This is a genomic window from Alphaproteobacteria bacterium, from assembly GCA_039980135.1.
In the GTDB taxonomy this organism is placed as follows: Bacteria; Pseudomonadota; Alphaproteobacteria; order UBA6615; family UBA6615; genus UBA8079.
The window spans coordinates 775,502-796,031 of record JBDXCV010000009.1; the positions used below are offsets into that span (position 1 = coordinate 775,502).

24 protein-coding genes and 1 pseudogene are annotated in these 20,530 nt (G+C 61.5%); 9 read left to right on the forward strand and 16 right to left on the reverse strand.

What is annotated here, in order from left to right:
* Positions 1–6: 6 nt before the first annotated feature.
* A complete protein-coding gene (gene cysG / locus ABJ363_14180) occupies positions 7–1,425 on the reverse strand; it encodes a siroheme synthase CysG (GenBank protein MEP4380145.1) in 1,419 nt (472 codons plus the stop codon).
* A gap of 218 nt (positions 1,426–1,643) precedes the next feature.
* On the opposite strand from cysG, the gene ABJ363_14185 reads away from it, so the two are divergent.
* The 3 genes from ABJ363_14185 to ABJ363_14195 all read left to right on the forward strand — a co-directional run bounded on the left by ABJ363_14185 (position 1,644) and on the right by ABJ363_14195 (position 3,027).
* Positions 1,644–1,811, forward strand: a complete 168-nt coding sequence (locus ABJ363_14185) for a hypothetical protein (GenBank protein ID MEP4380146.1) — start codon at positions 1,644–1,646, stop codon at positions 1,809–1,811.
* Positions 1,812–1,903: 92 nt separating this feature from the next.
* A complete protein-coding gene (locus ABJ363_14190; GenBank protein ID MEP4380147.1) occupies positions 1,904–2,308 on the forward strand; it encodes a cupin domain-containing protein in 405 nt (134 codons plus the stop codon).
* An 83-nt stretch (positions 2,309–2,391) separates the two neighbouring features.
* Complete coding sequence (locus tag ABJ363_14195) at positions 2,392–3,027, forward strand: glutathione S-transferase (GenBank protein MEP4380148.1); 636 nt, start codon at positions 2,392–2,394, stop codon at positions 3,025–3,027.
* Positions 3,028–3,035: 8 nt separating this feature from the next.
* Here ABJ363_14195 and ABJ363_14200 read toward each other — a convergent pair whose 3' ends face one another.
* Positions 3,036–4,673, reverse strand: a complete 1,638-nt coding sequence (locus tag ABJ363_14200) for an FAD-dependent monooxygenase (GenBank protein MEP4380149.1) — start codon at positions 4,671–4,673, stop codon at positions 3,036–3,038.
* A 148-nt stretch (positions 4,674–4,821) separates the two neighbouring features.
* Between ABJ363_14200 and ABJ363_14205 the strand changes: the two genes are divergently transcribed.
* Both ABJ363_14205 and ABJ363_14210 read left to right on the forward strand, forming a co-directional pair.
* Entirely contained in the window at positions 4,822–5,658 is an 837-nt protein-coding gene (locus ABJ363_14205; GenBank protein ID MEP4380150.1) for a CmcJ/NvfI family oxidoreductase, read from the forward strand.
* 66 nt (positions 5,659–5,724) lie between these two features.
* Entirely contained in the window at positions 5,725–6,132 is a 408-nt protein-coding gene (locus ABJ363_14210; GenBank protein ID MEP4380151.1) for a GFA family protein, read from the forward strand.
* On the opposite strand, the gene ABJ363_14215 is transcribed toward ABJ363_14210, so the two are convergent.
* Together ABJ363_14215 and ABJ363_14220 are read right to left on the reverse strand one after the other, a co-directional pair.
* On the reverse strand, positions 6,129–6,410 hold the full coding sequence (locus tag ABJ363_14215; GenBank protein MEP4380152.1) for a hypothetical protein: 282 nt from the start codon (positions 6,408–6,410) through the stop codon (positions 6,129–6,131). The two genes, ABJ363_14210 and ABJ363_14215, sit on opposite strands and share 4 nt — an antisense overlap.
* 82 nt (positions 6,411–6,492) lie before the next feature.
* Complete coding sequence (locus ABJ363_14220) at positions 6,493–7,419, reverse strand: LysR family transcriptional regulator (protein MEP4380153.1); 927 nt, start codon at positions 7,417–7,419, stop codon at positions 6,493–6,495.
* A gap of 123 nt (positions 7,420–7,542) precedes the next feature.
* Between ABJ363_14220 and ABJ363_14225 the strand changes: the two genes are divergently transcribed.
* Positions 7,543–8,088, forward strand: coding sequence for a carboxymuconolactone decarboxylase family protein (locus tag ABJ363_14225; GenBank protein MEP4380154.1), 546 nt, complete (start codon positions 7,543–7,545; stop codon positions 8,086–8,088).
* A 67-nt stretch (positions 8,089–8,155) separates the two neighbouring features.
* A complete protein-coding gene (locus ABJ363_14230; GenBank protein MEP4380155.1) occupies positions 8,156–8,713 on the forward strand; it encodes a pyridoxamine 5'-phosphate oxidase family protein in 558 nt (185 codons plus the stop codon).
* A 27-nt stretch (positions 8,714–8,740) separates the two neighbouring features.
* Here ABJ363_14230 and ABJ363_14235 read toward each other — a convergent pair whose 3' ends face one another.
* From ABJ363_14235 to ABJ363_14250, 4 genes are all read right to left on the reverse strand, one after another.
* Entirely contained in the window at positions 8,741–9,082 is a 342-nt protein-coding gene (locus ABJ363_14235) for a hypothetical protein (protein MEP4380156.1), read from the reverse strand.
* A 321-nt stretch (positions 9,083–9,403) separates the two neighbouring features.
* Positions 9,404–9,940 carry an OsmC family protein gene (locus ABJ363_14240; protein ID MEP4380157.1) on the reverse strand — a complete coding sequence of 179 codons (537 nt, stop codon included), beginning with the start codon at positions 9,938–9,940 and terminating at the stop codon, positions 9,404–9,406.
* Between the two features lie 11 nt (positions 9,941–9,951).
* Positions 9,952–10,896 (reverse strand): cyclase family protein, encoded by a 945-nt coding sequence (locus ABJ363_14245; protein ID MEP4380158.1) that lies wholly within the window; start codon positions 10,894–10,896, stop codon positions 9,952–9,954.
* Between the two features lie 212 nt (positions 10,897–11,108).
* On the reverse strand, positions 11,109–11,570 hold the full coding sequence (locus ABJ363_14250; protein ID MEP4380159.1) for a hypothetical protein: 462 nt from the start codon (positions 11,568–11,570) through the stop codon (positions 11,109–11,111).
* Positions 11,571–11,594: 24 nt separating this feature from the next.
* On the opposite strand from ABJ363_14250, the gene ABJ363_14255 reads away from it, so the two are divergent.
* Positions 11,595–11,987 carry an IclR family transcriptional regulator C-terminal domain-containing protein gene (locus ABJ363_14255; protein MEP4380160.1) on the forward strand — a complete coding sequence of 131 codons (393 nt, stop codon included), beginning with the start codon at positions 11,595–11,597 and terminating at the stop codon, positions 11,985–11,987.
* Positions 11,981–12,916, forward strand: a complete 936-nt coding sequence (locus ABJ363_14260; protein MEP4380161.1) for an SMP-30/gluconolactonase/LRE family protein — start codon at positions 11,981–11,983, stop codon at positions 12,914–12,916. Before ABJ363_14255 ends, ABJ363_14260 begins: the two co-directional genes overlap by 7 nt.
* Here the strand turns inward: ABJ363_14260 and ABJ363_14265 are convergent.
* From ABJ363_14265 to ABJ363_14300, 8 genes and pseudogenes are all read right to left on the reverse strand, one after another.
* Positions 12,913–13,590, reverse strand: a complete 678-nt coding sequence (locus tag ABJ363_14265; protein MEP4380162.1) for a GntR family transcriptional regulator — start codon at positions 13,588–13,590, stop codon at positions 12,913–12,915. The genes ABJ363_14260 and ABJ363_14265 overlap by 4 nt on opposite strands.
* 19 nt (positions 13,591–13,609) lie before the next feature.
* Positions 13,610–13,765 (reverse strand): annotated as a pseudogene (locus ABJ363_14270) (dihydrodipicolinate synthase family protein).
* Between the two features lie 85 nt (positions 13,766–13,850).
* Complete coding sequence (locus ABJ363_14275) at positions 13,851–15,023, reverse strand: L-rhamnonate dehydratase (GenBank protein ID MEP4380163.1); 1,173 nt, start codon at positions 15,021–15,023, stop codon at positions 13,851–13,853.
* Between the two features lie 108 nt (positions 15,024–15,131).
* The gene (locus ABJ363_14280; protein ID MEP4380164.1) at positions 15,132–16,508 is read right to left on the reverse strand and encodes a TRAP transporter large permease; all 1,377 of its coding nucleotides are present in this window, start codon (positions 16,506–16,508) and stop codon (positions 15,132–15,134) included.
* 74 nt (positions 16,509–16,582) lie between these two features.
* Entirely contained in the window at positions 16,583–17,092 is a 510-nt protein-coding gene (locus ABJ363_14285; GenBank protein ID MEP4380165.1) for a TRAP transporter small permease, read from the reverse strand.
* 92 nt (positions 17,093–17,184) lie between these two features.
* Positions 17,185–18,258 carry a TRAP transporter substrate-binding protein DctP gene (dctP, locus tag ABJ363_14290; protein MEP4380166.1) on the reverse strand — a complete coding sequence of 358 codons (1,074 nt, stop codon included), beginning with the start codon at positions 18,256–18,258 and terminating at the stop codon, positions 17,185–17,187.
* 192 nt (positions 18,259–18,450) lie between these two features.
* Positions 18,451–20,262 (reverse strand): CocE/NonD family hydrolase, encoded by a 1,812-nt coding sequence (locus ABJ363_14295; protein ID MEP4380167.1) that lies wholly within the window; start codon positions 20,260–20,262, stop codon positions 18,451–18,453.
* A gap of 45 nt (positions 20,263–20,307) precedes the next feature.
* The coding region (locus ABJ363_14300; GenBank protein ID MEP4380168.1) for a cyclase family protein at positions 20,308–20,530 on the reverse strand (223 nt) is incomplete at its 5' end.

Consider the following 20,530-nt stretch of genomic DNA (forward strand, 5'->3'; position numbering starts at 1 on the left):
TGTCTCCTAAACGGCCCGGGCATTGGTAATGCCTGCCGTGTTGAATGCGAGTTCGCGCGCGGCATCCGCCAGCGCCGCCACTTCGCCGATCACGATCAGGGCGGGCGCGCCGACCTGTGCGGTGCGGACCAGCGACGAAACATTTGCCAGGGTGCCGGTGATGACTCGTTCATCGGGTCGCGTGCCGTTCTCGATGATCGCGATTGGCGTCTCGGGTGCGCGGCCATGGGCGATCAGATTCGCGGCGAGGCTGCCGGCGCGGGACACCCCCATATAGACGACCAGCGTGTGGCGCAGTCCCGACAATGCCGCCCAATCCACGTCGGGTTCACCGTCAACGCCATGGCCGGTCACGAAGGTCACGGCGGAGGCATGATCGCGATGTGTCAGCGGCAATCCGGCGGACGCCGCGCAACCGGTCGCCGCCGTAATTCCCGGGATCACCGCGGCGCTGACACCCGCCGCACGGAGCCTGTCCAGCTCCTCGCCACCACGCCCGAAAACAAACGGGTCGCCGCCCTTCAGGCGGACAACACGGCGCCCGGCGCGCGCATGCGCGACCAGAAGCTCGTTGATCTGATCCTGGGGAACGGAATGATTGGAGCGCGCCTTGCCGACATAGATGCGTTCCGCATCGCGACGCACGAGATCAAGAATGCCATCGCCAATGAGACGGTCATGGATCACGAGGTCGGCGTCCTGCAGGGCTCGCAGGGCCTTGACCGTAAGCAGTTCCGGGTCGCCCGGGCCGGCGCCGACAATATCGACATGGCCCGCCGCGGGCATGTTGTCCGCACGTCGATTGATACGCGACAGCATTGCCTCACGCGCGACCGACTCACGGCCTGTCAGAACATCGCGGGCGATGGGTCCGTCGATGATTTCTTCCCAGAGCCGTCGGCGGGAATCAAACCCGTCGATCTTGGCCTTCACCGCAGTTCGGAAACTGTCGAGAAAACTTGCAAGCCGGCCGAGATTGGCCGGGAGAAGCGTTTCAATCTGTTCGCGCAGCCGGCGCGCCAGAACCGGCGACGTGCCGTTCGTTGAAATTCCGATCGTGACCGGCGCACGATCCACGATCGAGGGTACGATAAAGGACGAGAGCTCGGGCCGGTCGACGATATTGACCGGAATTCCGGCTTCATGCGCAGCCGCGGCCACGCCTTCGTCTGCGTCCTGATGGCCCGTCGCGCCAATCACCAGGGTCATGCCGGCAACATCTGCAGCATCAAACGGACGGCGATCCCAATGGACATGACCCTGCGCGGCCCAATCCTCGAACTGTCTCAGGCCATGGGCCGCGACAACGCGGATGTCTGCGCCTGCGGCGCGGAGCAAACGTGCCTTCGCGACGGCCGCGCCACCTGCCCCGACGAGCAGGACGGGACGCGAACGAAGACGAAAGAAGATCGGCAGGTTATCCATAAAACACACTATTATATTGTGTATTAAACTATTCAACATATACCTACGTCATTATTATCGAGAGTCCAGCATATTTTTGTGAAAATGAGTTATGAACGCTGAAATCAAAGGGTTTTTTAGGGTCAACAAACGGCGTACGGCACCCACGAGCACTTCACACTTCTGTGGCTGGATTTGTAACCGGCGCATCCCATCTGTGATTCATGATGACGAACCAGATGAAACAAAGCCCGAAAGCCCGGCCGTCGCGCCTCATTGGTGTGGGCCTGTTGTCCCTGTTGGCACTCAGCGCCTGCACGGCGGGGAGTTCCAACGACGGTGCCGAAACCGATCTTGAACTACCGCGGTTCGACCGGACGATGCAGGACACGATCGGCGGCGCCTGAACGATGTAACGAACCAGGTCGCCTTGACGTCCATCGATCTCCTGCTTCACATCTCGGTAAATCAACTCATGCACTTGCCGGGAGAACACTTCATGACGCCTGGGACCCAGACATTCGAAACCGCACGCCTCGGCGAAAACGTTGATGCGATCGCACCGGACGGCTCGGAAATTCGCGTGATGGGCGTGCGGCCGGGTGGTACCTTCGCGCACTGCACCCTGCCGCCCGGTGCCACCTCGCTGGCTGTGTGCCATCGCACGGTCGAGGAAATCTGGTACTTCCTGTCAGGCGACGGCGAAGTCTGGCGGTCGTTCGACGGCGCCGAAGAGGTCACCGCCGTCTCAGCCGGTACCGCCCTGACCATCCCGCTGGGCACCCATTTCCAGTTCCGCACATTGGGCGATGAACCGCTGCGTTTCGTGCTTACGACCATGCCGCCCTGGCCGGGCGCGGACGAGGCGGTGCGCGTGCCCGATCACTGGCAAGTCAAAGAATGACGCAGCGGTCAAAGCGGCGATTGAAGCGCCGGCCCCCGAACGCCTAAGCTGCAACCCTGCCAATTCCACGGGAAACCCAACCGATGAAATTCTATGACTGTTCAACGGCACCAAGCCCGCGCCTGGTGCGTATGTTCATCGCCGAGAAAGGCCTGACCGACACGATCGAAGCTGTCGAGGTCAATCTGGGAGAACAGGAGCAGATGGGCGACGCGTTCCGGGCCATCAATCCGTTCTGCACCGTGCCCGTGCTCGAAACCGATGACGGGCGACGGTTTTTCACGAGCCAGGGCTGCTGGCGCTATTTGGAGGAGATCCACCCGGACCCGATGCTCCTCGGCCGTGACGCGAACGAGAAGGCCGCCGTCGCGGATTGGGTCTGGCGGGCCGAGCAAGAGGGCTTCCTCGCCGTCGGCGAAGGGCTGCGCAACGCCGCAAAGCGCCTGGCCGACCGGGCGTTAACCGGCCCCCATGACTACGCGCAAATCCCGGAGTTGGCCGAACGCGGCAAAACCCGGGTCGGGCATTTTTTCGAACTGCTCGATGAGACCTTCGCCGACCGGGAGTATCTCGGCGGCGATGCCTTCTCCGCCGCCGACATCATGGCCTTCGTCGCCGTCGAATTCGCCGGCTGGCTGAAACTCACCCTGCCGGAAGACGCCGGCAATGCACTGCGCTGGTTCGAGGCCGTCAAGGCGCGGCCGAGTTCATCGCTCTAGAAACCCTGTCAGGCGCCGCGCACCCGGTCGATCAATGCGGTACAATTTTCCGGCAGCGCATCGCCGCGCCAGGCCACATGGCCGTCGGGGAAGATCAACACCAGCGCTGCCTGGTAGCGCTTGGCGACGGCAATCTCGTCCATATCGAGCAACGTGACCGGAAGGCCGACGGCGCCAGCGGCGTCAAGAAGTGGCGCCGCATCGACAGATAGATCCGTTCGCAACATGGTGAAGCCGTCCGCGAAACGGTCACACAGGGCATGACCATCTTCGAGCCAGACATGGGGAGCCCGGTGCCCCGGCCGCGCGGTCGGAATGTAGTCATACGGGTCGTCAGGAATTTCGGGTAAACCGTCCGGCCAGACAAGCGCCGAACCCTCGTAGCGCACCCCGAGCGCAATTCCGGGGATAATGAACTCGCGACGCCCGTGATCGGTGAGATGCGCACCCAGCCGCGCCCGCTCGGACGCGCCGGCCGCACCGTCATCCTCGATCGCCGAGTCAACCTCGAAGCTGCCTACGGATTCGGCAAAGCCGCGGGCGAACTCCAGGTTGCGTGCCCCGATGGGGCGACGGTCGGCCTCGTAGCTGGCCATCAGACCGGTGCCGCCCCAGCCCTGTATTGTTCCCGCGATTTTCCAGGCGAGGTTCACGGCATCGTCGATACCCGTATTCATGCCGAGCCCACCCGTGGGCGTAAAAAGATGGGCCGCATCACCGACGAGCCAGACATTGTCTCGACCGAACGACTCCGCCAGCAACGCATGCCCCGCCGTCCATGGCTGGCGAAGGATGATTTCAATGTCGACCGGACGGCCCGCCGCCCGGGCGATGAGGGCGCGATCGTCGATGGTGTCCGGGTCCACATCGTCAGGAATCCGGGTGAGCAATGTGAACCTGTCCCTGCCATCGACCGAAAGCAGCAGCGCACGAACATCCGGCGCAACGACCCAATATTGCCAAGCCGGATCGATGGTCAGCCAACCCGCATCGCGTCGGGCGCGAAAGAAGGTCGCCATCATTGCCCCACCCATCATCCGCCGCACGACACCGCCCTCACCCGCATAGCGTATGCCGAGCTGACGTCGCACCGCGCTGCGCCCGCCGTCGGCACCGACGAGATGCGCCGCGGCGACTTCATAGGTCCGGTCTGCGGCGACGTCGCGGATCACCGCGACGATCCCGCCGTCTGCGTGGCGAAAATCCTCCAATCGATGACCGAAACGGACATCGATTGTGGGTCGGGTCTGTGCGGCATCCCGCAGGATCGCCTCGAGGAATATCTGCGAACAACGATGGGGCGGCTCCGCGCAGTCATAGGGCCCGGTCCCGGCCCGGCCCTCGGCGACCGCATCCCTGGACGAGGGCATGGGTAGCCGGGCGATCTCGCGCCCTGTCAATCTGGTGACATAGGCGACATCGGTGGGGTGGTCCGCGGGCAGGGCGGCCGCGCGCAGCGTCGGCCCCAGCCCGTGGCGGCGGAAATGCTCCATCGATCGTGCGTTGATGGCGTTGGCCTTCGGATGGAGCGCGGTCTCGGCCCCGTCATTGACCAGGATGGCGCGGACACCGAACCGCGTCAGTTCGAGGGCCATCATGAGGCCAACCGGCCCGCCGCCGGCGATGAGAACTTCGGTGTCTTCCATAGTGCGGCAGACTGATCATTGGTGTCGGGGAAGGTCATACTAGAGAGGCACCGGAGGGCCGGACACCGAGAATCCGCTCGACAGGCGCCCATCGGAACCTATTTGATACCGGCAACCAGAAAACATCTGCAGGAAAAGAGTCCGTCAAATGGCGCAACCCGCATACGACACGCAGGACCTCCCCTTCGTCGAAGCCTCGATGAACTATGTGCTCGACAATGGCGTGAAGCCCGTCACCTATATCTCTCCCTACGGCGAATCCAACCGCCGCGACGAGACCCCCGACCACCGAACGGTCCCGGTCTATGACGCGCGTTCGGTCGCGGGTGAACTCACGCTGGACGCCAACGGCTTCGAGTTTCACAACCGCCCCACCGCGGTCACGGACTTCCTCGATTCGAGCCAGATCGAGACGGTCTACAATGCCGAAATAGAGAAGATCGTCGCCGAGGCGACCGGTGCCGCGCGGGTCATCGTGTTCGACCACACGCTGCGGGTCGAGGACGAGAAGACACGAACCACCAGAAAGTTGCGCGAGCCGGTGCGCGTCGTCCACAACGACTACACCGACAAGTCCGGCCCGCAGCGCGTGCGCGACCTGTTGCCGCCCGACGAGGCAGAGGCCGCGCTCAAGAAGCGCTACGTCTATGTAAATGTCTGGCGCTCGATCAGTGGCGCGGTCGAGGAAGCGCCGCTGGGCATTTGCGACGCCCAGTCGATCGCCGACGACGACATGATCCTGATGGACCTCAAATATGACGATCGGGTCGGCGAAATCCATCGCACCAGGTACAACCCGGCCCATCGCTGGGTGTATTTCCCGCAGATGCAGCCCGACGAACTGATCCTGCTCAAATGCTATGACACGGAAACAGACGGCCGCGCCCGCTGGACGGCCCATTCAGCCTTCGACGACCCGACCAGCCCGGCCGATGCCGCGCCCCGCCAGTCGATCGAGACCCGGACCATCGCATTCTACGATTGAGCCTTCGACGCGCGGGCGGCGAGGCCATCGCCGGACGACAATCGAAACTGACCAGGACCAGACAAGATGCCCAAGCTTTCCGGAAAATGCCTGTGCGGCAAGATCAGTTTCAGCGCCGACACCGAAATCCTGCGGGCAGCCAACTGCCACTGCACCGATTGTCGGGGCGCCACGGGCGCGGCCTATGCCACGCTGATGACCGTCGACGAGGGCGCTCTAAACATTAGTGGCGAACTGAAGGCCTACAAACACAAGGCCGACAGCGGCGCGGAAATGGAAAAGATTTTCTGTCCCGACTGCGGCTCGCAGATGTTCTCCCGCAATTCAAACCGCCCGAACACCCTGAGTATTCGCGCCGGGGTGCTGGACCAGACATCCGAGGTCAAGCCGGTTGCCAACCTCTTCCTGGACAGCAAGATCGAATCCACGCCTGTCGACCCTGCGTTAAACGGTTTCCCCGGGATGCCGGGCTAACCGACAGCGCTGTGCCACAAGGCACATTCCCTGCGACGCCAGGGCAACGCAGAAAGCCCGTGAAAACTCCACATATGCGGCCTCGGCACTTGCGCTGTCCGGCCCCCGGCGGCAGCCAGAAGACGCTCTCCGCGCCCGATCACTTCGACGCGCTGACCAAGACCCTCGAGCAACCCCGCGGGATTGCGGGCGATCAGCCGCACATCCGCCCCACCATCCAGCACCTGGCCCAGAACACGCATTCCAATATCGCCCGTGGGCGTGGTGACAACGATCACGGCCCGTCTCCTCGATTGTTGTTACCGGACGATCTCGCATACACATTCAAGCCAGGCGAGACCAGGGCGATCGCGCTTGCGGCTAGCGAGACATTTTGACGAGGCCACCCAGCACCGCGGTCAGCCGCGGTGCTGCGAAATCCATGAACGCCCGGATTTTCGGTGGCACCAGGCGCCCCTGCTGGTGGACCAGATGCACGGGTACGGGCACCGGCGCCCAATCGTCCAAGACCGACACCAACCGGCCGGCGGCCACCGCATCGGAAATCATGTAGGACAGGGCCGGGGTGATCCCCTCACCCGCCTCGGCCGACGCGAGCGCGGCCAGGGCATCATTGATCTCGAACCGTGGCGTGATCGCCATCGTCCGCATACGTCCTTCCGCACGATAGCGCCATTCATGGCCGGGCATCAGCCCGGTAAACGCGATGACCGCATGCTCCCTGAGCTGCGCCGGACTTTCCGGCGTCCCGCATTTCTTCAAATAGTCGGGACTGGCCACCAGCAGACGGCGCACTTCACCAACCCGCCGCGCCACCATGCTCGAATCCGGCAGTTCGGCGATCCGAACGGCGACATCGATATTCTCGTCGAGCAGATCGACAACCCGGTCGTGCAGGCGTACGGACGCCGTCACCTTCGGGTGCTCCGCCAGAAACGCCGTTACGATCGGCGCCAGAACCATCCGCCCGAAGGTCGATGATGCGGTCAGGGTGAGATGCCCCGACGGGGTGCCGGCCTCTCCCAGCGTGTCCAGTTCGGCTTGCTCTATTTCGCCCAACAAGCGACGCGCGTGTTCGACGAAACGCTCCCCGGCCTCGGTCAGGCGCAAGGCACGCGTGGTGCGGGTCAACAGGCGGATACCAAGGCGGTCTTCCAGGGATGCGACAGCGCGGGTGACGGCGGGAGGGGAGGCACCGATATCTGTTGCCGCGCCGACGAAGCTACCCGCTTCGACGACCGCAACAAAAACCTCCATCTCCCGCAACCGGCCCATTCCCCAGCCCATTATTTCAATATGCGTAATAATATATTTTATATTTCACATATTATTTCACATCAAGTCTGACCGTATCTATCGGGGACCGCCGGTGACGAGATATCCGGCATCATCAAATCAAGGAACAGACCCATGCCACGCATCCCCCAAATCGATCCCCAGACCGCTGTCGGCCAAACCGGCGAACTCCTCCAATCCGTACAAGAGTCTCTCGGTGCGGTGCCGAACTTCGTGCGCGTCCTGGCCAACTCTCCGGCGGCACTGAACGGTTTCCTCGGTCTCTTTTCTATTGCTCATGACGGTGCGCTCGACCCGTTGACCCGCGAGCGCATCGCACTCGCGGTGGCCGAACAGAATGCCTGCCAGTATTGCGTCTCGGCCCATACCGCGCTCGGCAGGAAGGCCGGGCTCGACAATGACGAGATGCTGGCCAATCGCGGAGGTACTTCGGCGGACGCCAAGGCGACCGCCGCTCTGGCCTTTACCCGAGCACTGGTCGAGAACACTGGTGACGTGACCGGCGCCGAATTCGACGCCGTGCGGGCGGCCGGCCACTCCGACGGCGAGATCGTCGAGATCATCGCCCATGTGGCGCTGAACCTGTTCACCAACCTGATCGGCAAGGCCACCCAGGTCGAGATCGATTTCCCCGAAGTCGAACTACGAACCGCCGCCTAGATAACGCGATCTCCGGTCCCGGGACAATGTTCACCCGGGACCGGGGTAAACCGGAAGGACAATCATCATGACGATCCAGAGCTTTGCAGACATCGCATTCACGCCGAGCGTGAAAGCACTTCAGGCGAACGCCGGCAGTCGAGAAAGCTATGCCCGCATGGAGGGTGGCGGAAACGATCTCGGGCCTCGGGAGTGGGCGTTCCTCGCCGAACGAGACAGCTTTTACATGGCCAGCGTCAGCGAGACGGGCTGGCCTTATGTTCAGCATCGTGGCGGGCCCGCAGGGTTCCTGAAGGTGGTAGATGGAAACAGGATCGGTTTCGCGGATTTCACCGGCAACAAGCAATATGTCAGCACCGGCAACCTGATGAACGACGACCGGGTGTCGCTGATCCTGGTGGATTATCCGAATCGGCAGCGGCTGAAATTGCTCGGTCATGCGCGGCTCATCGAGGGAGACGAGCCGATTGTGCTCGACAAGCTGGGGCTTCCCGACTATCGGGCACGGGTCGAGCGCGGTGTCCTGATCGATATCGCTGCCTTCGACTGGAATTGCCCGCAGCACATCACACCGCGCTACACGGCCGCCGAGATCGAGGCGATCGCGACCGCGAATACCGAATGACACATCCCGGTGGCGTGGCGGCGCTGCCTAATGGTCCGACGGCGTGGTGAGACGGTCCGCAAGTCCGGTGTCGTAGGCCAACCCCTCCGCCGTCAGCACGGTGCCGCTCGCATCATGGCGCGCCATCCCCTTGCGTTCCAGGGCGACCCAGACAGCCGGATTCGCGAAACCGCTGGCATCCCGGGCACTGACAGTAAACGGGCCGACATGAACATGGTCACCATGCACCTGCGGGAGTTGCGTGATTGTGACCGTGTCAGTCTCCGGCCCGGCCATGGACGAACGCTCATCTCTACCGAGCACCTGCAAGAGGGCAAGCGTGCGCAATTGCAGCTTGTTGAGCTTCAACGGATTCGGTCTGGGCAGCATGGCGGATCGATCTCCGGGACTTGGCGGTTGGGTACTTTGTCACGCGCGGACCGCGCTTCGCAGGCCCGGTTTACGCGGAACAGGCTCTTGCATGTGGTGATTGTATCAATGTGACGGGAAAACAAAATCGACCGCGAATCGCGTCGGCGCAGCGCGGCATGGCGGGGGAGTGGAATTCCGCCAATAGCGGGCCTCGGCGAAGCAAAAGTAACGACTTCCGTTTGGGAGACATCATGGCAGCACACGACGCTGTCCGGGCGGTATATCACCCGCGTTCCTATTGGTTCCCAGGCCGCCGACCGAAGTGATGTTCCCGTTTGATCACGCCACTTCGACCCAATCCTCACCGAGCTTGACCCGGTGCCGGATGGTGTTTTCGCGCATGATCGTCTGCTCGATGAAACAGCCGCCGATTCCGGCACGGACCAGCTGCAGTATCTCATCACGCGCCGCCGGGCTCGAGATGTCGATGTCGATCTCGAAGCTGACCGGCGCGCTGCGATAGGGCTCACGCCCCTTCATGCGGCCTTCCCACTCGCAGCGCGTGTGGAGTGATAACGAGTCGAGATCGACCCGCAGACGCCGGGAAAAATTCCGAATCTGCGTGATCAGGCAACTGGCCAGCCCCGCCATGAAAAAGGCAAGCGGTGGCGGCGCCGTGCCGTCTCCACCCTGGAACGGCCCCTCATCAGTAGCGAACTCCCATGTTTCCTGCTCGGGCTCGAGGACGCGCACATGCATGTCTGTACGCATCTTTCCCGCCGCGGCCGCATCGCATTCGAAAACGATCCCGAATCGCTTCTCGTCACCGACCTGAACCGCGGCCTTGTCCGGGCCGTCCTGTAGTTCGTCACCCATAGGTAAACCGCCTACTTGATCGCCTGGGGGTTGATCGGCGAACCGACGGCACCGGTGATCGGCAGCGGCGGGGCGCAGAACAGGAACTCGTAGACTCCGTCGTCCAGGCAATCGTCCGCAAGATCCTTCAGATAGAATATCTCGCCCATCGTGATGCCGATCATGGGGATCACGACCCAATGCCATGGCTGGAACGCCTCATTGGATTCGTTCGGACGCACCTCCGCACCCCAGGTATCGGTGCAGATTGCCGCGATCTCCTTTTTGTGGACCCACTCTGCCGTCTCAAAGCGCATGCCCGGGGCATCGCCGCCGGCATATCCGCCCCACGTGCCGTCCGCCAGGCAACGCTCCATCATGCCGGTTCGCACAATCACGAAGTCTCCAGGCAGGATTTCCACCCCCTGGGCCTCCGCGCAAGCGTCCAGTTCGTCGTTCGACACGCCATACCCGTTATCCAGCACATCACCACCAAGCCAGCGCGGAATGTCGAGAAGAACCCCGCGGCCTGTCATCCGGTCCCGCGTATTGTGGATTCCGTTCTTCTTGGCGCCGTTGGAATCGACCAATGTCGCTTCGTAGCCATTCCACATCTTGTCGTTGGCGAAGACGTGCGCGAGGCTGTCCCATTGTGTGCCGCACTGCAGCGGCATCGTCACCATGTCGTCAGCATAACGACACATCAGCTGCGTCTCGACCATATCCGGGGCTGTCTTGCTGTCCTGTACGCCAGTCACGGCATCTGTGCCGGTCGCCAGCATCGTGTGGATCGGATTGAAACGGCCCTGCCCACCGCGTTGCGGGCCGTCCTTGTCGAACGGCAGGCCGAGCGAGATGACCTTGCCCTTCCGGATCGCTTCACGGGCACGCAAGACTGCAGCCTCGGTCACATAGTTGAGTGTCCCGATCTGGTCGTCGGGACCCCATTTGCCCCAGTTGCATACCTTTTCACGCATCGCTTCGATGTCTGCGATGGTGATGTCGCGGCTCAATTCTTTGGCTGGAATGATCTTCATGGCGTTTCCCCTGGCGCTTGACGTTGTTCCCGTCGATGGCGCCATCTTCGCCATTCAAGCCAATCAGACCCAACTCGATTCGAAGTTTTTCTGCATCAGATGCACAAACTGATGCTAGTATTTGGTATACCATTTAGCATTGTTGGAACAATTCATCCGTGCAACCACAAACAACAGCTCCGCAAGGTCAAAATCGTCCGAAACCGCGTTCGCACCGATCCGTTGAGCGCGTTGCAACGATCATTGATGCCGTCGGCGCCCACGCCGCTCCGGTCCGCCTGACCGACGTCGCGAAAGTAACCGGTCTGGACACCGGTACAACACATCGGATTCTCGCAGCGCTTGTCGAGCGCGGCTACATCCACCGGGATCCTGACAGTCGACGCTACTCGATCGGCTTCGAGATCTTCCGCCTCGGCGCCTCCGATCCGGCACGTGCGATCACCGCGCAGCGTGCGCACACATATCTCGCGCGGCTTGCCGGCGAATTGAATGCGACCGTGCTGATCGGCGGCCGCGAGGGAACGAAGGTTCATTTGTATCGGCGAGTCGACGCCCGCGACCGGTTGCCCGCAACGGTGGCGCGAGCCTGCAACACCCACGTTGATGCCCATGCAACGGCGATCGGAAAGGTTCTCATGGCATATGCAGCGGAGAACGAGATCACCTCACTCTATGCCGAGAACACGCTTCGGCGGCACACAGCCAATTCGATGACAATGGTCAGTCAGTTGCTGACCGAACTGCGTCGGATTCGTGCGCAAGGCCATGGCGCGGAAGAGGGTGAGTGGCGCCCCGGTGTGGAAGGCTTCGCGGTTCCCATCTTCAATCCCGAAGGGCACGTCAACCTGGCGATCTGGGCGTTGGCGTCTCCGGGAAGCGAGTTGATGCGGGACGCGGACCGATCTGTGCGTCTCGCGGCGCGCGCTGCCCACGACATCATTGTCTACGCGACCGGAAAACATCCCCTCGTCTGGCCCAGAGACAAGCCCCGAATACACCCCGAAAAGAAGGATTTTGACGATTGCTGACGGAATGGTTCAACGTGATTGATCCTGCGTTTCGCGCGCTGGTGATTCCCAATGTTCATGTCGAACAACTCTATACGGGCTGCCGCTGGGCCGAAGGGCCGGCATATTTCCCCGCCGGTCGCTATCTGATCTGGTCGGACATCCCAAACGACAGGATGCTGCGATGGGACGAGAATGACGGACATGTCTCGATATTCCGCTCGCCCGCGCGGAACAGCAACGGAAACACCGTCGATACCCAGGGCCGACTGGTTACCTGTGAACACCGTGCGCGGGCGATCACGCGCACCGAATTCGACGGCACCCGAACGGTGTTGGTAGACTCCTACCGGGGCGCTCGTCTTAATTCGCCGAACGATATCGTCGTCCGCTCGGACAGCACGATCTGGTTCACCGATCCCTCCTACGGCATCGACAGCGAGTATGAGGGTGATGCTGCGCCGCGCGAGACGGACGGACGATATGTCTACCGCTTCGATCCGGCCTCGGGCGATCTCGATGTCGTGACAGACGCTTTCAAACAACCCAACGGGTTGGCGTTCAGCCCCGACGAATCCGAACTTTACATCTCCGACACGGGGGTCACCCATGTCGAAAACGGACCACACCATATCCGGAAGTTCACGGTGTCCGATGACGGGCAGTCGCTGGCCGGCGGCGCTGTCTTCGCCACCTGCGAGCCGGGATTCTTCGACGGCTTTCGGGTCGACGTGCACGGCAATATCTGGACCAGTGCCGGTGACGGCGTCCACGCCTACGCGCCGGATGGCAATCTTCTGGGGAAAATTCTGATTCCCGAGGTCGTTGCGAATGTGTGCTTCGGCGGCCCCAAACGCAATCGGCTCTTTATTACAGCCACAACTTCGGTCTACGCCGTCTACCTGAACACCCAGGGCGCGTCGCGACCCGAAGCAGGCGGAGCGCCCTAAGGCCGGGAATCTTCTTCGAGCAATTCCTGGATATTGCGGATACCGGTCTCGAGATGGCCCCGCATGGCCTTCGCGGCCCGTTTGGGATTGCGCGCCTGGATGCTCTCGTAGATCTCGCTATGTTGAGCGAGAGTCCGGTCGCGACGTTTGTTCATCCGCGAGGACAGGAAACGGACACGCCAAAGCCGTGCGTTGACCTGTGCGTGAATGTCGGTGAGCACGCTGTTGTGCGCCGCTTCGATGATGGTGCGGTGAAACGCCATGTCGGTCTCGAAGAATTCCAGCGGTTCGCCGCGCTCCGAGGTCTTCAGCATGCGTTCGTGCAAGGCGCCGAGCCGGTGAATCTCCGCATCGCCTGCGTTCTCACACGCCTGTTCGCCGCCCAGCGCCTCGAGTGATGCCATCACCGTCATGCCATCGCGGATCTCGTCGATGGTGGGGTCCGCGACGAAGGGCCTTCGGGTGGCCGAATACTCGATCAACCCCTCGACGGCCAGTTGCTGAATCGCTTCACGAAGAGGAGTGCGGCTGATCCCGAGCTGTTCGGCCATATCCCGCTCGCGCACTGCACTGCCCGGCGCCAGCTCGCCCAGCAGGACAAGCCGGCGGAGCTCGCGCATGGCTTCCTCCGCGAGGCTCGACCGCTTTATCTTTCGTATGTTCATGTCATTCATGGCGAGTGTGGTACCTCGTTCAAAGTCCCCATTCCAGCGCAATCGGATCGCGGGCCAACGCGATTTCCGGAAGCGATTCGCGGACTGCCGGATGCAGCGGTGCGATGGGGTGCCGGCAGAAATCCGAAGCGATCACACCGCCCTCCTTCATCACTCCCTTCGCCGCCCGGAATCCGCTTCATCCCCTCAAGATCGAGCGCACCGGTTTCCGCAAACGCGGTCGGCGCGATCGGCACGCACCCGTCAAGCGACGTGCCGATTCACATGACGACATTGAACTTGTCGAGATAACGGTCGGACAAGGTCAGCCCCAGCCCCGGCACCTCATCGCTGAGGTCGAGATATCCGTCCCGTGCCTCGGGGTCACCCTCGAACACATAGTAAAAGAGCTCGTTTCCGATCTCGACGTCGTGTTGCGGAAAATATTCCGACATCGGGCAATTGAGGCTGGCCATCGTCAGGTGATAGTTGTGCATCTGGCCCGCATGCGGAATGACCGGTATCTGGTGGGCCTCCGCGAGCGCGTTGATCTTTTGGGCCGCCGTGATGCCGCCGACACGATTTGTGTCGTACTGGATGACGCCGATCGCCTTCATGTCGAGCAGCTGCCGGAACTCCATGAGCCCGAACGCGTGTTCGCCGCCGGATATCGGGATCGGGCCGCGGTTCAGGTCTGCGTATCCGTGCAGGTCGTCAGCGATAACCGGTTCCTCGAGCCATCGCGGTTCGTACTTTTCGAGGGACGGCAGCATCCGCCGTGCGTAGTCGAGGGTCCAGCCCATATAGCATTCGAGCATCAGGTCCCGGCTGTATCCGATTACTTCGCGGACGGCTTCCACGCGCTTCAGGTTCTCGATCATCCCTTCACGGCCGTCCCGGGGCCCGAAGCCGAATCGCATCTTCATCGCGCGATGGCCGGCGTCCACGGCACGCTGTGCCTCGTCCTGCATGACTGGAATTTTGTCGCTGTAGAGCTTCGAGTAGTAGACGGGAATCCTGTCCTTCGTCCGGCCGCCAAGAAGTTTGAAGACCGGCTTTCCGGTGAGCTTACCCATCAGGTCCCAGATGGCGATGTCGATCGCGCTGATGGCCGTCATGCCCACGCCCTTTCGACCCCAGGCGAGGCACTGGCGATACATCTTCTCCCAGATGTAGGCATGGTCGAACGGGTCTTCGCCGATGATGATGTCACCGAAGTAGTGGTCGATCGCCGGCTTTACCAGCCATGGCGCCAGCGCGGCGTTGCCCAGGCCGACCGTGCCGTCGTCCGCTTCGACCTCGCAGACAAGCCACTGGTGGAAGCGGAAACTGCCCATCGAGTCACCCGCATCGAACAGCGCATCCGATGCGCTGGTGCAGAAATTATCCTTCGGCGGGACAGTCGGTCCTGTCCACTCGTAGAGCTTGGTCCGTACTGAGCTGATCACGGGCACGAGACTGCACCCCGCTTTCGACAATCATCGCACCACCGTGCGGCACCGGCTCTCTTCGGACCGGCTGAACGCCTCGTGATGCAGGCAAGCTCAAACATCAGGCTCCTATCACTCTATGATGCCAGGCAGGAATGTCGCGATTTCGGGAATGAAAGCGATGGCGGTGGAAAGCCCAAGCAACATTCCCCAAAAAACAATCGATCCCCTGAAAATATGGCCGAGAGTCACGTCATCGTCGGGGACCACGGCCTTGACTGCATAGACGAGCAACCCGAACGGCGGCGTCAGCACGCCGGCTTCGATCGCGAGGATTCCGATAAGCGCAAAGGCAATCGGATCGAACCCCAGAAGCACAGACGCCGGTGCGAATATCGGCACCGTCAGGAGCATGATCGAGACGGAATCGATCAGCATCCCCATGACGAACCAGATCGCGACCATGATCGCCAGGGTCCCAATCGGACCGAAGCCGGTGCCGACAAGCGAATCGGCAACAGCAGCACCGACCCCCGTTAGGGCCAACATGCGCGAATAGAGTTGTGCCGCAAAGATCAGCACCATGATCGGCACGGACGAGCGGCCGACGGCGAGCACGGTCGCCTGAATCTCCGGCCAGCGCATGCCCTTCGCGATTCCGAGTACCAGGCCCATCAGCGCACCAATGCCCGCACCCTCTGTCGGCGTAAAGAAGCCCATCCATATTCCGCCGAGCGAGCCGCAGATGATCGCGAGAATGCCGATACCGCTAATTGCGACCGAACTCTTCGTTCCATCACCGGGCGGAACGATGTCCGCAATCGCGGGATCTGTCTCCGGTGCGGACGGCGTCGGCGGTGCGTCCACGCTTTCCGAGTGACCGATGCCGACCCGGGACGGCGCAATCCAGCCGACGGTGCTGATGTACAGCATCATCATGCCGGCGAGCAGGAAGCCCGGAATGATCCCCGCGATGAAAAGCGAGCCGATCGACTGTTCGGTCAGAATTCCCCAGATCACCATGAAGATGCTGGGCGGAATCAGAAGCCCCAGGGATGCCGAACCGGCGATCACACCGAGAGAAAACCCGCGATGATAACCGAAGCGCTTCATCTCGGGATAGGCGATGCGGGTGAAGGTTGTCGCCGACGCCAGACTCGTCCCCGTCACAAACGAAAACACGGTGTTGCCGAGGACGGTGGCGTGGGCCAGCCGTCCCGGAATTCGGGAGAGGTTTCTGTTGATCGCGGCGTAAATGTCGCCTGCCGCACCGCAGCGGGCGATGAACTCTCCCATCAAGATAAAGAGCGGGACGATGGCGAAAACCTGGTCGCGGAGCGATTCGTTGGCCGTGGACCCGAGGAAACTCAAGACCACCTGAACATCGCCGAACACAAGGAAAAGGCCCGCGAACGCCGTGACGCCCAGTGCCACGGCAACATCCACCCCGAGCACCACGAAGATCAGAAGTAGACTGATGACGACGAGCGTGGCGTTTAGATCGAACATGCAACTCGTTTCCTGCTTCGTGATTTGCGGACGTGACGTGTCGTCGCGAGTCCCGGTTCTCGCAATCCCGACCGCTAGGCCCCCGACAACGTCTGTTCCGACGGCGGCGGCGAGCGAAGGAAGATTTCCACGGCCGCGAGCACATAGCTGACGACCGCAAGCGCCGCGCCGATCACCACGGCAAAGCGGGCCGGCCAAACGGGAACTCGAAAATTCTCCGGGCCCTCCCATTCACCGACGTTCCAGGATTCGATGGCGGGTTCAAAAGTCCCGATGACGATTGCCGCGAAGAACAGGGCGCCGAGGATCGCACTGAACAGCCTGAGTATTTTTGTCGCGGATTCCGGAAGCACGGACGTCAGCATGTCCGCACGCAACATGCCGCGAATATGGATGCAGTAGGCGATCTGCATGAAGACGATGATGACGATGGAATTGGCGGCGATCTCGGCGGTCCCGTCAATCTGGACACCCAGGTTACGGGCGACGACATCGACGAGTATGTAGAACGCGAGGCCGAAGGCCCAGAACGCCGCCAGAGTCATCAGGGCCCGGCTGACAAGGTCATGAAGTCTCAGGATCATCGCGACCGCCTCCCACAATGCGGACGTTTAGCGTCAGCGGTAAGAACGGCTCGGCGGCGCCGGATTACCCGACGCCGCCGACCGGATCGGTTCTATTTCACCTCGTAGCGGACCGGCCATGTATGCCCATGGCTCTCGGCCGCATCGAGGGTGGCGTTGAATGTCCGGATCGCCGGCCATCCCTCGGCTTCCAACTCGTCGGCCTTCTTCTGGGGCATATCGCGCAGGGTCTCTGCCCATTTCCGGCGCTCTTCAAGCGGCAGCTCGACAATCGTCACGCCATTATCACGCATCTTCTGGAGGGTCGGCGCATAGGCGTCCGTAATCCCGTCGGACACGATGTGCTCGAAGTCCCGGCCGAGGTCGAGGAGGATATCCTGAACCTCGGGGGGAAGGTCGTTGTACCAACGGTCGCTGACATGCACGCCAATCCAGGTCATCGAGGAGATGCCCAGCTGTGTGTAGTTCTTGGCGATATCAGTCAGCTTGCCCTTCCAAACGAGGCTCGCGAAGGCTAACGACGCATCGATCACGCCGGTCTGCAAGCCGGTGTAGACCGTCCCCGCATTGTCCTGAACGCCAACCGCGCCGGTTTGCGTGAACCAAATTGCATTCGGACCGGCCAGCCCCATCTTGAGGCCTTTCAGATCTTCGAGCTTCCTGACCGGACGCTTCGAGACAATCTCATATGGATCGATCGGGACCAGCGTGATCATCCGCTGCGCGTATTTCTCGTGGAGAGAGCCCTGAAGTTCCGGGATCATTCCCCAGACATCGCGCGCGACCGTCCGGGAAACCCGGGGGTCGTCCGGAGAGAAGGGAAGAAAGACCTGGAAGCCGTGCAGAGGCAATTTGGACGCCTCAAACGGATAGGCGAGCCCGCCGACATCGACGATGCCGTTCTGTAGGCCCTCGAGTGTTTCGTTCACCTTGACTGCCGTGCCGCTATAGAGTTCGAGAACATTGACCTTGTGATCGGTCTGCGCTTCGACACGCGCCTTGAACTGGGGCGCGAAATAGTCAGCGAAACGTTCGACATAGTAGAGCGCCGGCGGATGACCCGTGGCCAGTTTCATTGTGATCGTTTCCGCACTCGCGTTGCCCGAGGCGGCCCCAGCCGCAATCGCGGCGACGCCTATCGCGGTTAATGTTTTTCTGATGGACATTGCGCGTCCTCCTCCCATGGATATCGGTGTTTGCAAACAACTCGGCAAAGCATACACGCGAATATGGTATTTGGTATACCTTTATAGGTGCCGATTGACCCCCTAAGCATGACTGCCCGGCAAGCATTCAAAAAAAAGCAGACTGTCACAGGGCGGACAGCCGGCATCTGGAGTGGACAGGGAGTCAGGGAGTTATGCCACCGGTATCACCGGAAGCATCACATAGGCCTGGCGTTCTGGCCCGGCGTGCAAGGTGACATCAGCGCCGAAAACGTCGCCGGGGCGATCGCGCGGGTCGTCATGGGTGAAGGGGCCAGAGCCTGTCCAGTTCTCGTACATGCCGAGATTGATGCTCGACTTGCCCGGATAGACATAATCCTTGCCGCGCACCGTAAAGGCCAGCCGCGTCCCGGGCTCCAGCACGATACAAGTCGGCCAGATTTCGATGTCCACTTCGTAGACTTCGCCCGGCGTCATGGGCTGTTCCTCGTCGTGCGTGTGGTAGGGACGATGGGGCAGGCTGAGGTCCGGATCGAGCTTACGATGTGAAACACGCAGCCACCCTTGTGCGATCGGAGTGCAGGGATCGAGCGCACCCTGGAAAACAATCTCCTGCAGGTCAGACGTGAATGCTCTGACCACCACAAACAGGTCCGCATTCGTTGTCTCCGAGGAGACCCAGAGCTTCGCCGCGATCGGCCCCGTAATTTCGAGTTCATCTTTGAGCGGTGACGTCATGAACGTGACACCGTCGCCAAATCCGGCGTAGGTGGCGGAACTATCGAGGGACTGCGACGCCGTCGACAGCGTGTGCGTCTCGGCATCCAGGTAGTATTTCGTCCATTGGGTCCGGGCGAGCGGCCATTCGTTTTCATGGCGCTTAACGAACGTGCCGTCGGCGTGCCGGACCTGAAGCTGGACCCTTGGTTGTTCGGCCCAGCCTGTGTCTTCGTCCTTGAGATAGTGGCCAAAGAACTTCTTCTGTAGCTCAACACCGTAATCCGTGTAGTACTCGGTCCAGTGCTCGATTCCATGCACTTCAAGGTATTTTTCAGCTGATCTGGCGCGCACGAAGCCTTCGAAGTTGCCACGTGGATGCAGGCCCTGGCCGCCCCAGTTTGCGGCAGACAGCATCGGCACCTCGACCTTGTCCCAATCGGGCATCCGTGATTGCCAGTATTCGTCCGTATCCAGGGTGTTTGAAACGCAATCGAAATCGAAATTCCGACGGTTCGTACCAAGCTCCTCTTCACTGAGCGTTGGCGGGCCGGAAACCAGTTCACCATTCATCCGCGAACGAAGCCCGTTCTCCCCACGACCGTGCTGCACCGAGTAGACTTGCGCTTCGGACCACGGCTTGGCGAAGCCATCGCAATAAATGCCGCCGTGCCGGCCCATGTCCCGATAGAAGTCGGCGGCCCCCTCCCATGGACAGATCGCCGCCAGGTGTTTCGGTTGCAGCGACGCGGTCTGCCACTGGTTCATCGCGTAGTACGATATGCCGGACAGTCCGACCTTTCCGTTCGACCATGGCTGGACTCCGGCCCAGTCGACACACAGCGCCTGATCCTTTGCTTCACGCGCCGACCAGATGTCGAGAACGCCCGGCGACCGGCCGGCCCCGCGCGAATCGACACGCACCACGACATAGCCGTCCGGAACCCACTTCTCGGGATCGACCACCTCCCAGTTCTGGTACTTGTTCGTCGAACCGGCCGGTACATCGGGGTGCTTCTCGCACATCTGCCGCCACTGATCGCCGAACACCGGGTCGTCGAATTGGAGGAACTTGCCGTACGGCCCATAAGACATGATGACCGCGTACTTGCCGTCCTCGACCGGACGGAACACGTCGCATCGAAGAACAAGCCCGTCATCCATCTCGATGGGCACATCCCAGTCGATGCGCATCCCGTCCCAGAAATTCGTCCAGGACTGTTCGTCGAGATAATCTTCGTCGCGCTTGGCGGTCTTCGCGTGGATTTTGGCGGATCGGTAGCGCAAGGATTTCGTCCCGGGTTTGCTTGTGTCGAACGGGGTCGGATGAGCCTACTTGATGGCCTGCGGGTTGATCGGCGAACCAACACCCTTTGTGATCGGCAGCGGCGGGGCGACGAACATGAACTCGTACACCTTGTCCGCATCACAATCGTTCGCGAGGTCCTTGAGGTAGAAAATCTCGCCCATGGTGATGCCGATCTGCGGGATCACGATCCAGTGCCAGGGCTGGAACACGTCATCCGTCTCGTTCGGGATGACTTCGCAGCCCCAG

Excerpts from the sequence above, each read along its gene's own strand:
- cysG (MEP4380145.1), bottom strand. The coding sequence starts at position 1,425 with ATGGATAACCTGCCGATCTTCTTTCGTCTTCGTTCGCGTCCCGTCCTG.
- ABJ363_14185 (MEP4380146.1), top strand. The coding sequence starts at position 1,644 with ATGAAACAAAGCCCGAAAGCCCGGCCGTCGCGCCTCATTGGTGTGGGC.
- ABJ363_14190 (MEP4380147.1), top strand. The coding sequence starts at position 1,904 with ATGACGCCTGGGACCCAGACATTCGAAACCGCACGCCTCGGCGAAAAC.
- ABJ363_14195 (MEP4380148.1), top strand. The coding sequence starts at position 2,392 with ATGAAATTCTATGACTGTTCAACGGCACCAAGCCCGCGCCTGGTGCGT.
- ABJ363_14200 (MEP4380149.1), bottom strand. The coding sequence starts at position 4,673 with ATGGAAGACACCGAAGTTCTCATCGCCGGCGGCGGGCCGGTTGGCCTC.
- ABJ363_14205 (MEP4380150.1), top strand. The coding sequence starts at position 4,822 with ATGGCGCAACCCGCATACGACACGCAGGACCTCCCCTTCGTCGAAGCC.
- ABJ363_14210 (MEP4380151.1), top strand. The coding sequence starts at position 5,725 with ATGCCCAAGCTTTCCGGAAAATGCCTGTGCGGCAAGATCAGTTTCAGC.
- ABJ363_14220 (MEP4380153.1), bottom strand. The coding sequence starts at position 7,419 with ATGGGCTGGGGAATGGGCCGGTTGCGGGAGATGGAGGTTTTTGTTGCG.
- ABJ363_14225 (MEP4380154.1), top strand. The coding sequence starts at position 7,543 with ATGCCACGCATCCCCCAAATCGATCCCCAGACCGCTGTCGGCCAAACC.
- ABJ363_14230 (MEP4380155.1), top strand. The coding sequence starts at position 8,156 with ATGACGATCCAGAGCTTTGCAGACATCGCATTCACGCCGAGCGTGAAA.
- ABJ363_14235 (MEP4380156.1), bottom strand. The coding sequence starts at position 9,082 with ATGCTGCCCAGACCGAATCCGTTGAAGCTCAACAAGCTGCAATTGCGC.
- ABJ363_14240 (MEP4380157.1), bottom strand. The coding sequence starts at position 9,940 with ATGGGTGACGAACTACAGGACGGCCCGGACAAGGCCGCGGTTCAGGTC.
- ABJ363_14245 (MEP4380158.1), bottom strand. The coding sequence starts at position 10,896 with ATGCGTGAAAAGGTATGCAACTGGGGCAAATGGGGTCCCGACGACCAG.
- ABJ363_14250 (MEP4380159.1), bottom strand. The coding sequence starts at position 11,570 with ATGGGCATCAACGTGGGTGTTGCAGGCTCGCGCCACCGTTGCGGGCAA.
- ABJ363_14255 (MEP4380160.1), top strand. The coding sequence starts at position 11,595 with ATGGCATATGCAGCGGAGAACGAGATCACCTCACTCTATGCCGAGAAC.
- ABJ363_14265 (MEP4380162.1), bottom strand. The coding sequence starts at position 13,590 with ATGAATGACATGAACATACGAAAGATAAAGCGGTCGAGCCTCGCGGAG.
- ABJ363_14280 (MEP4380164.1), bottom strand. The coding sequence starts at position 16,508 with ATGTTCGATCTAAACGCCACGCTCGTCGTCATCAGTCTACTTCTGATC.
- ABJ363_14285 (MEP4380165.1), bottom strand. The coding sequence starts at position 17,092 with ATGATCCTGAGACTTCATGACCTTGTCAGCCGGGCCCTGATGACTCTG.
- dctP (MEP4380166.1), bottom strand. The coding sequence starts at position 18,258 with ATGTCCATCAGAAAAACATTAACCGCGATAGGCGTCGCCGCGATTGCG.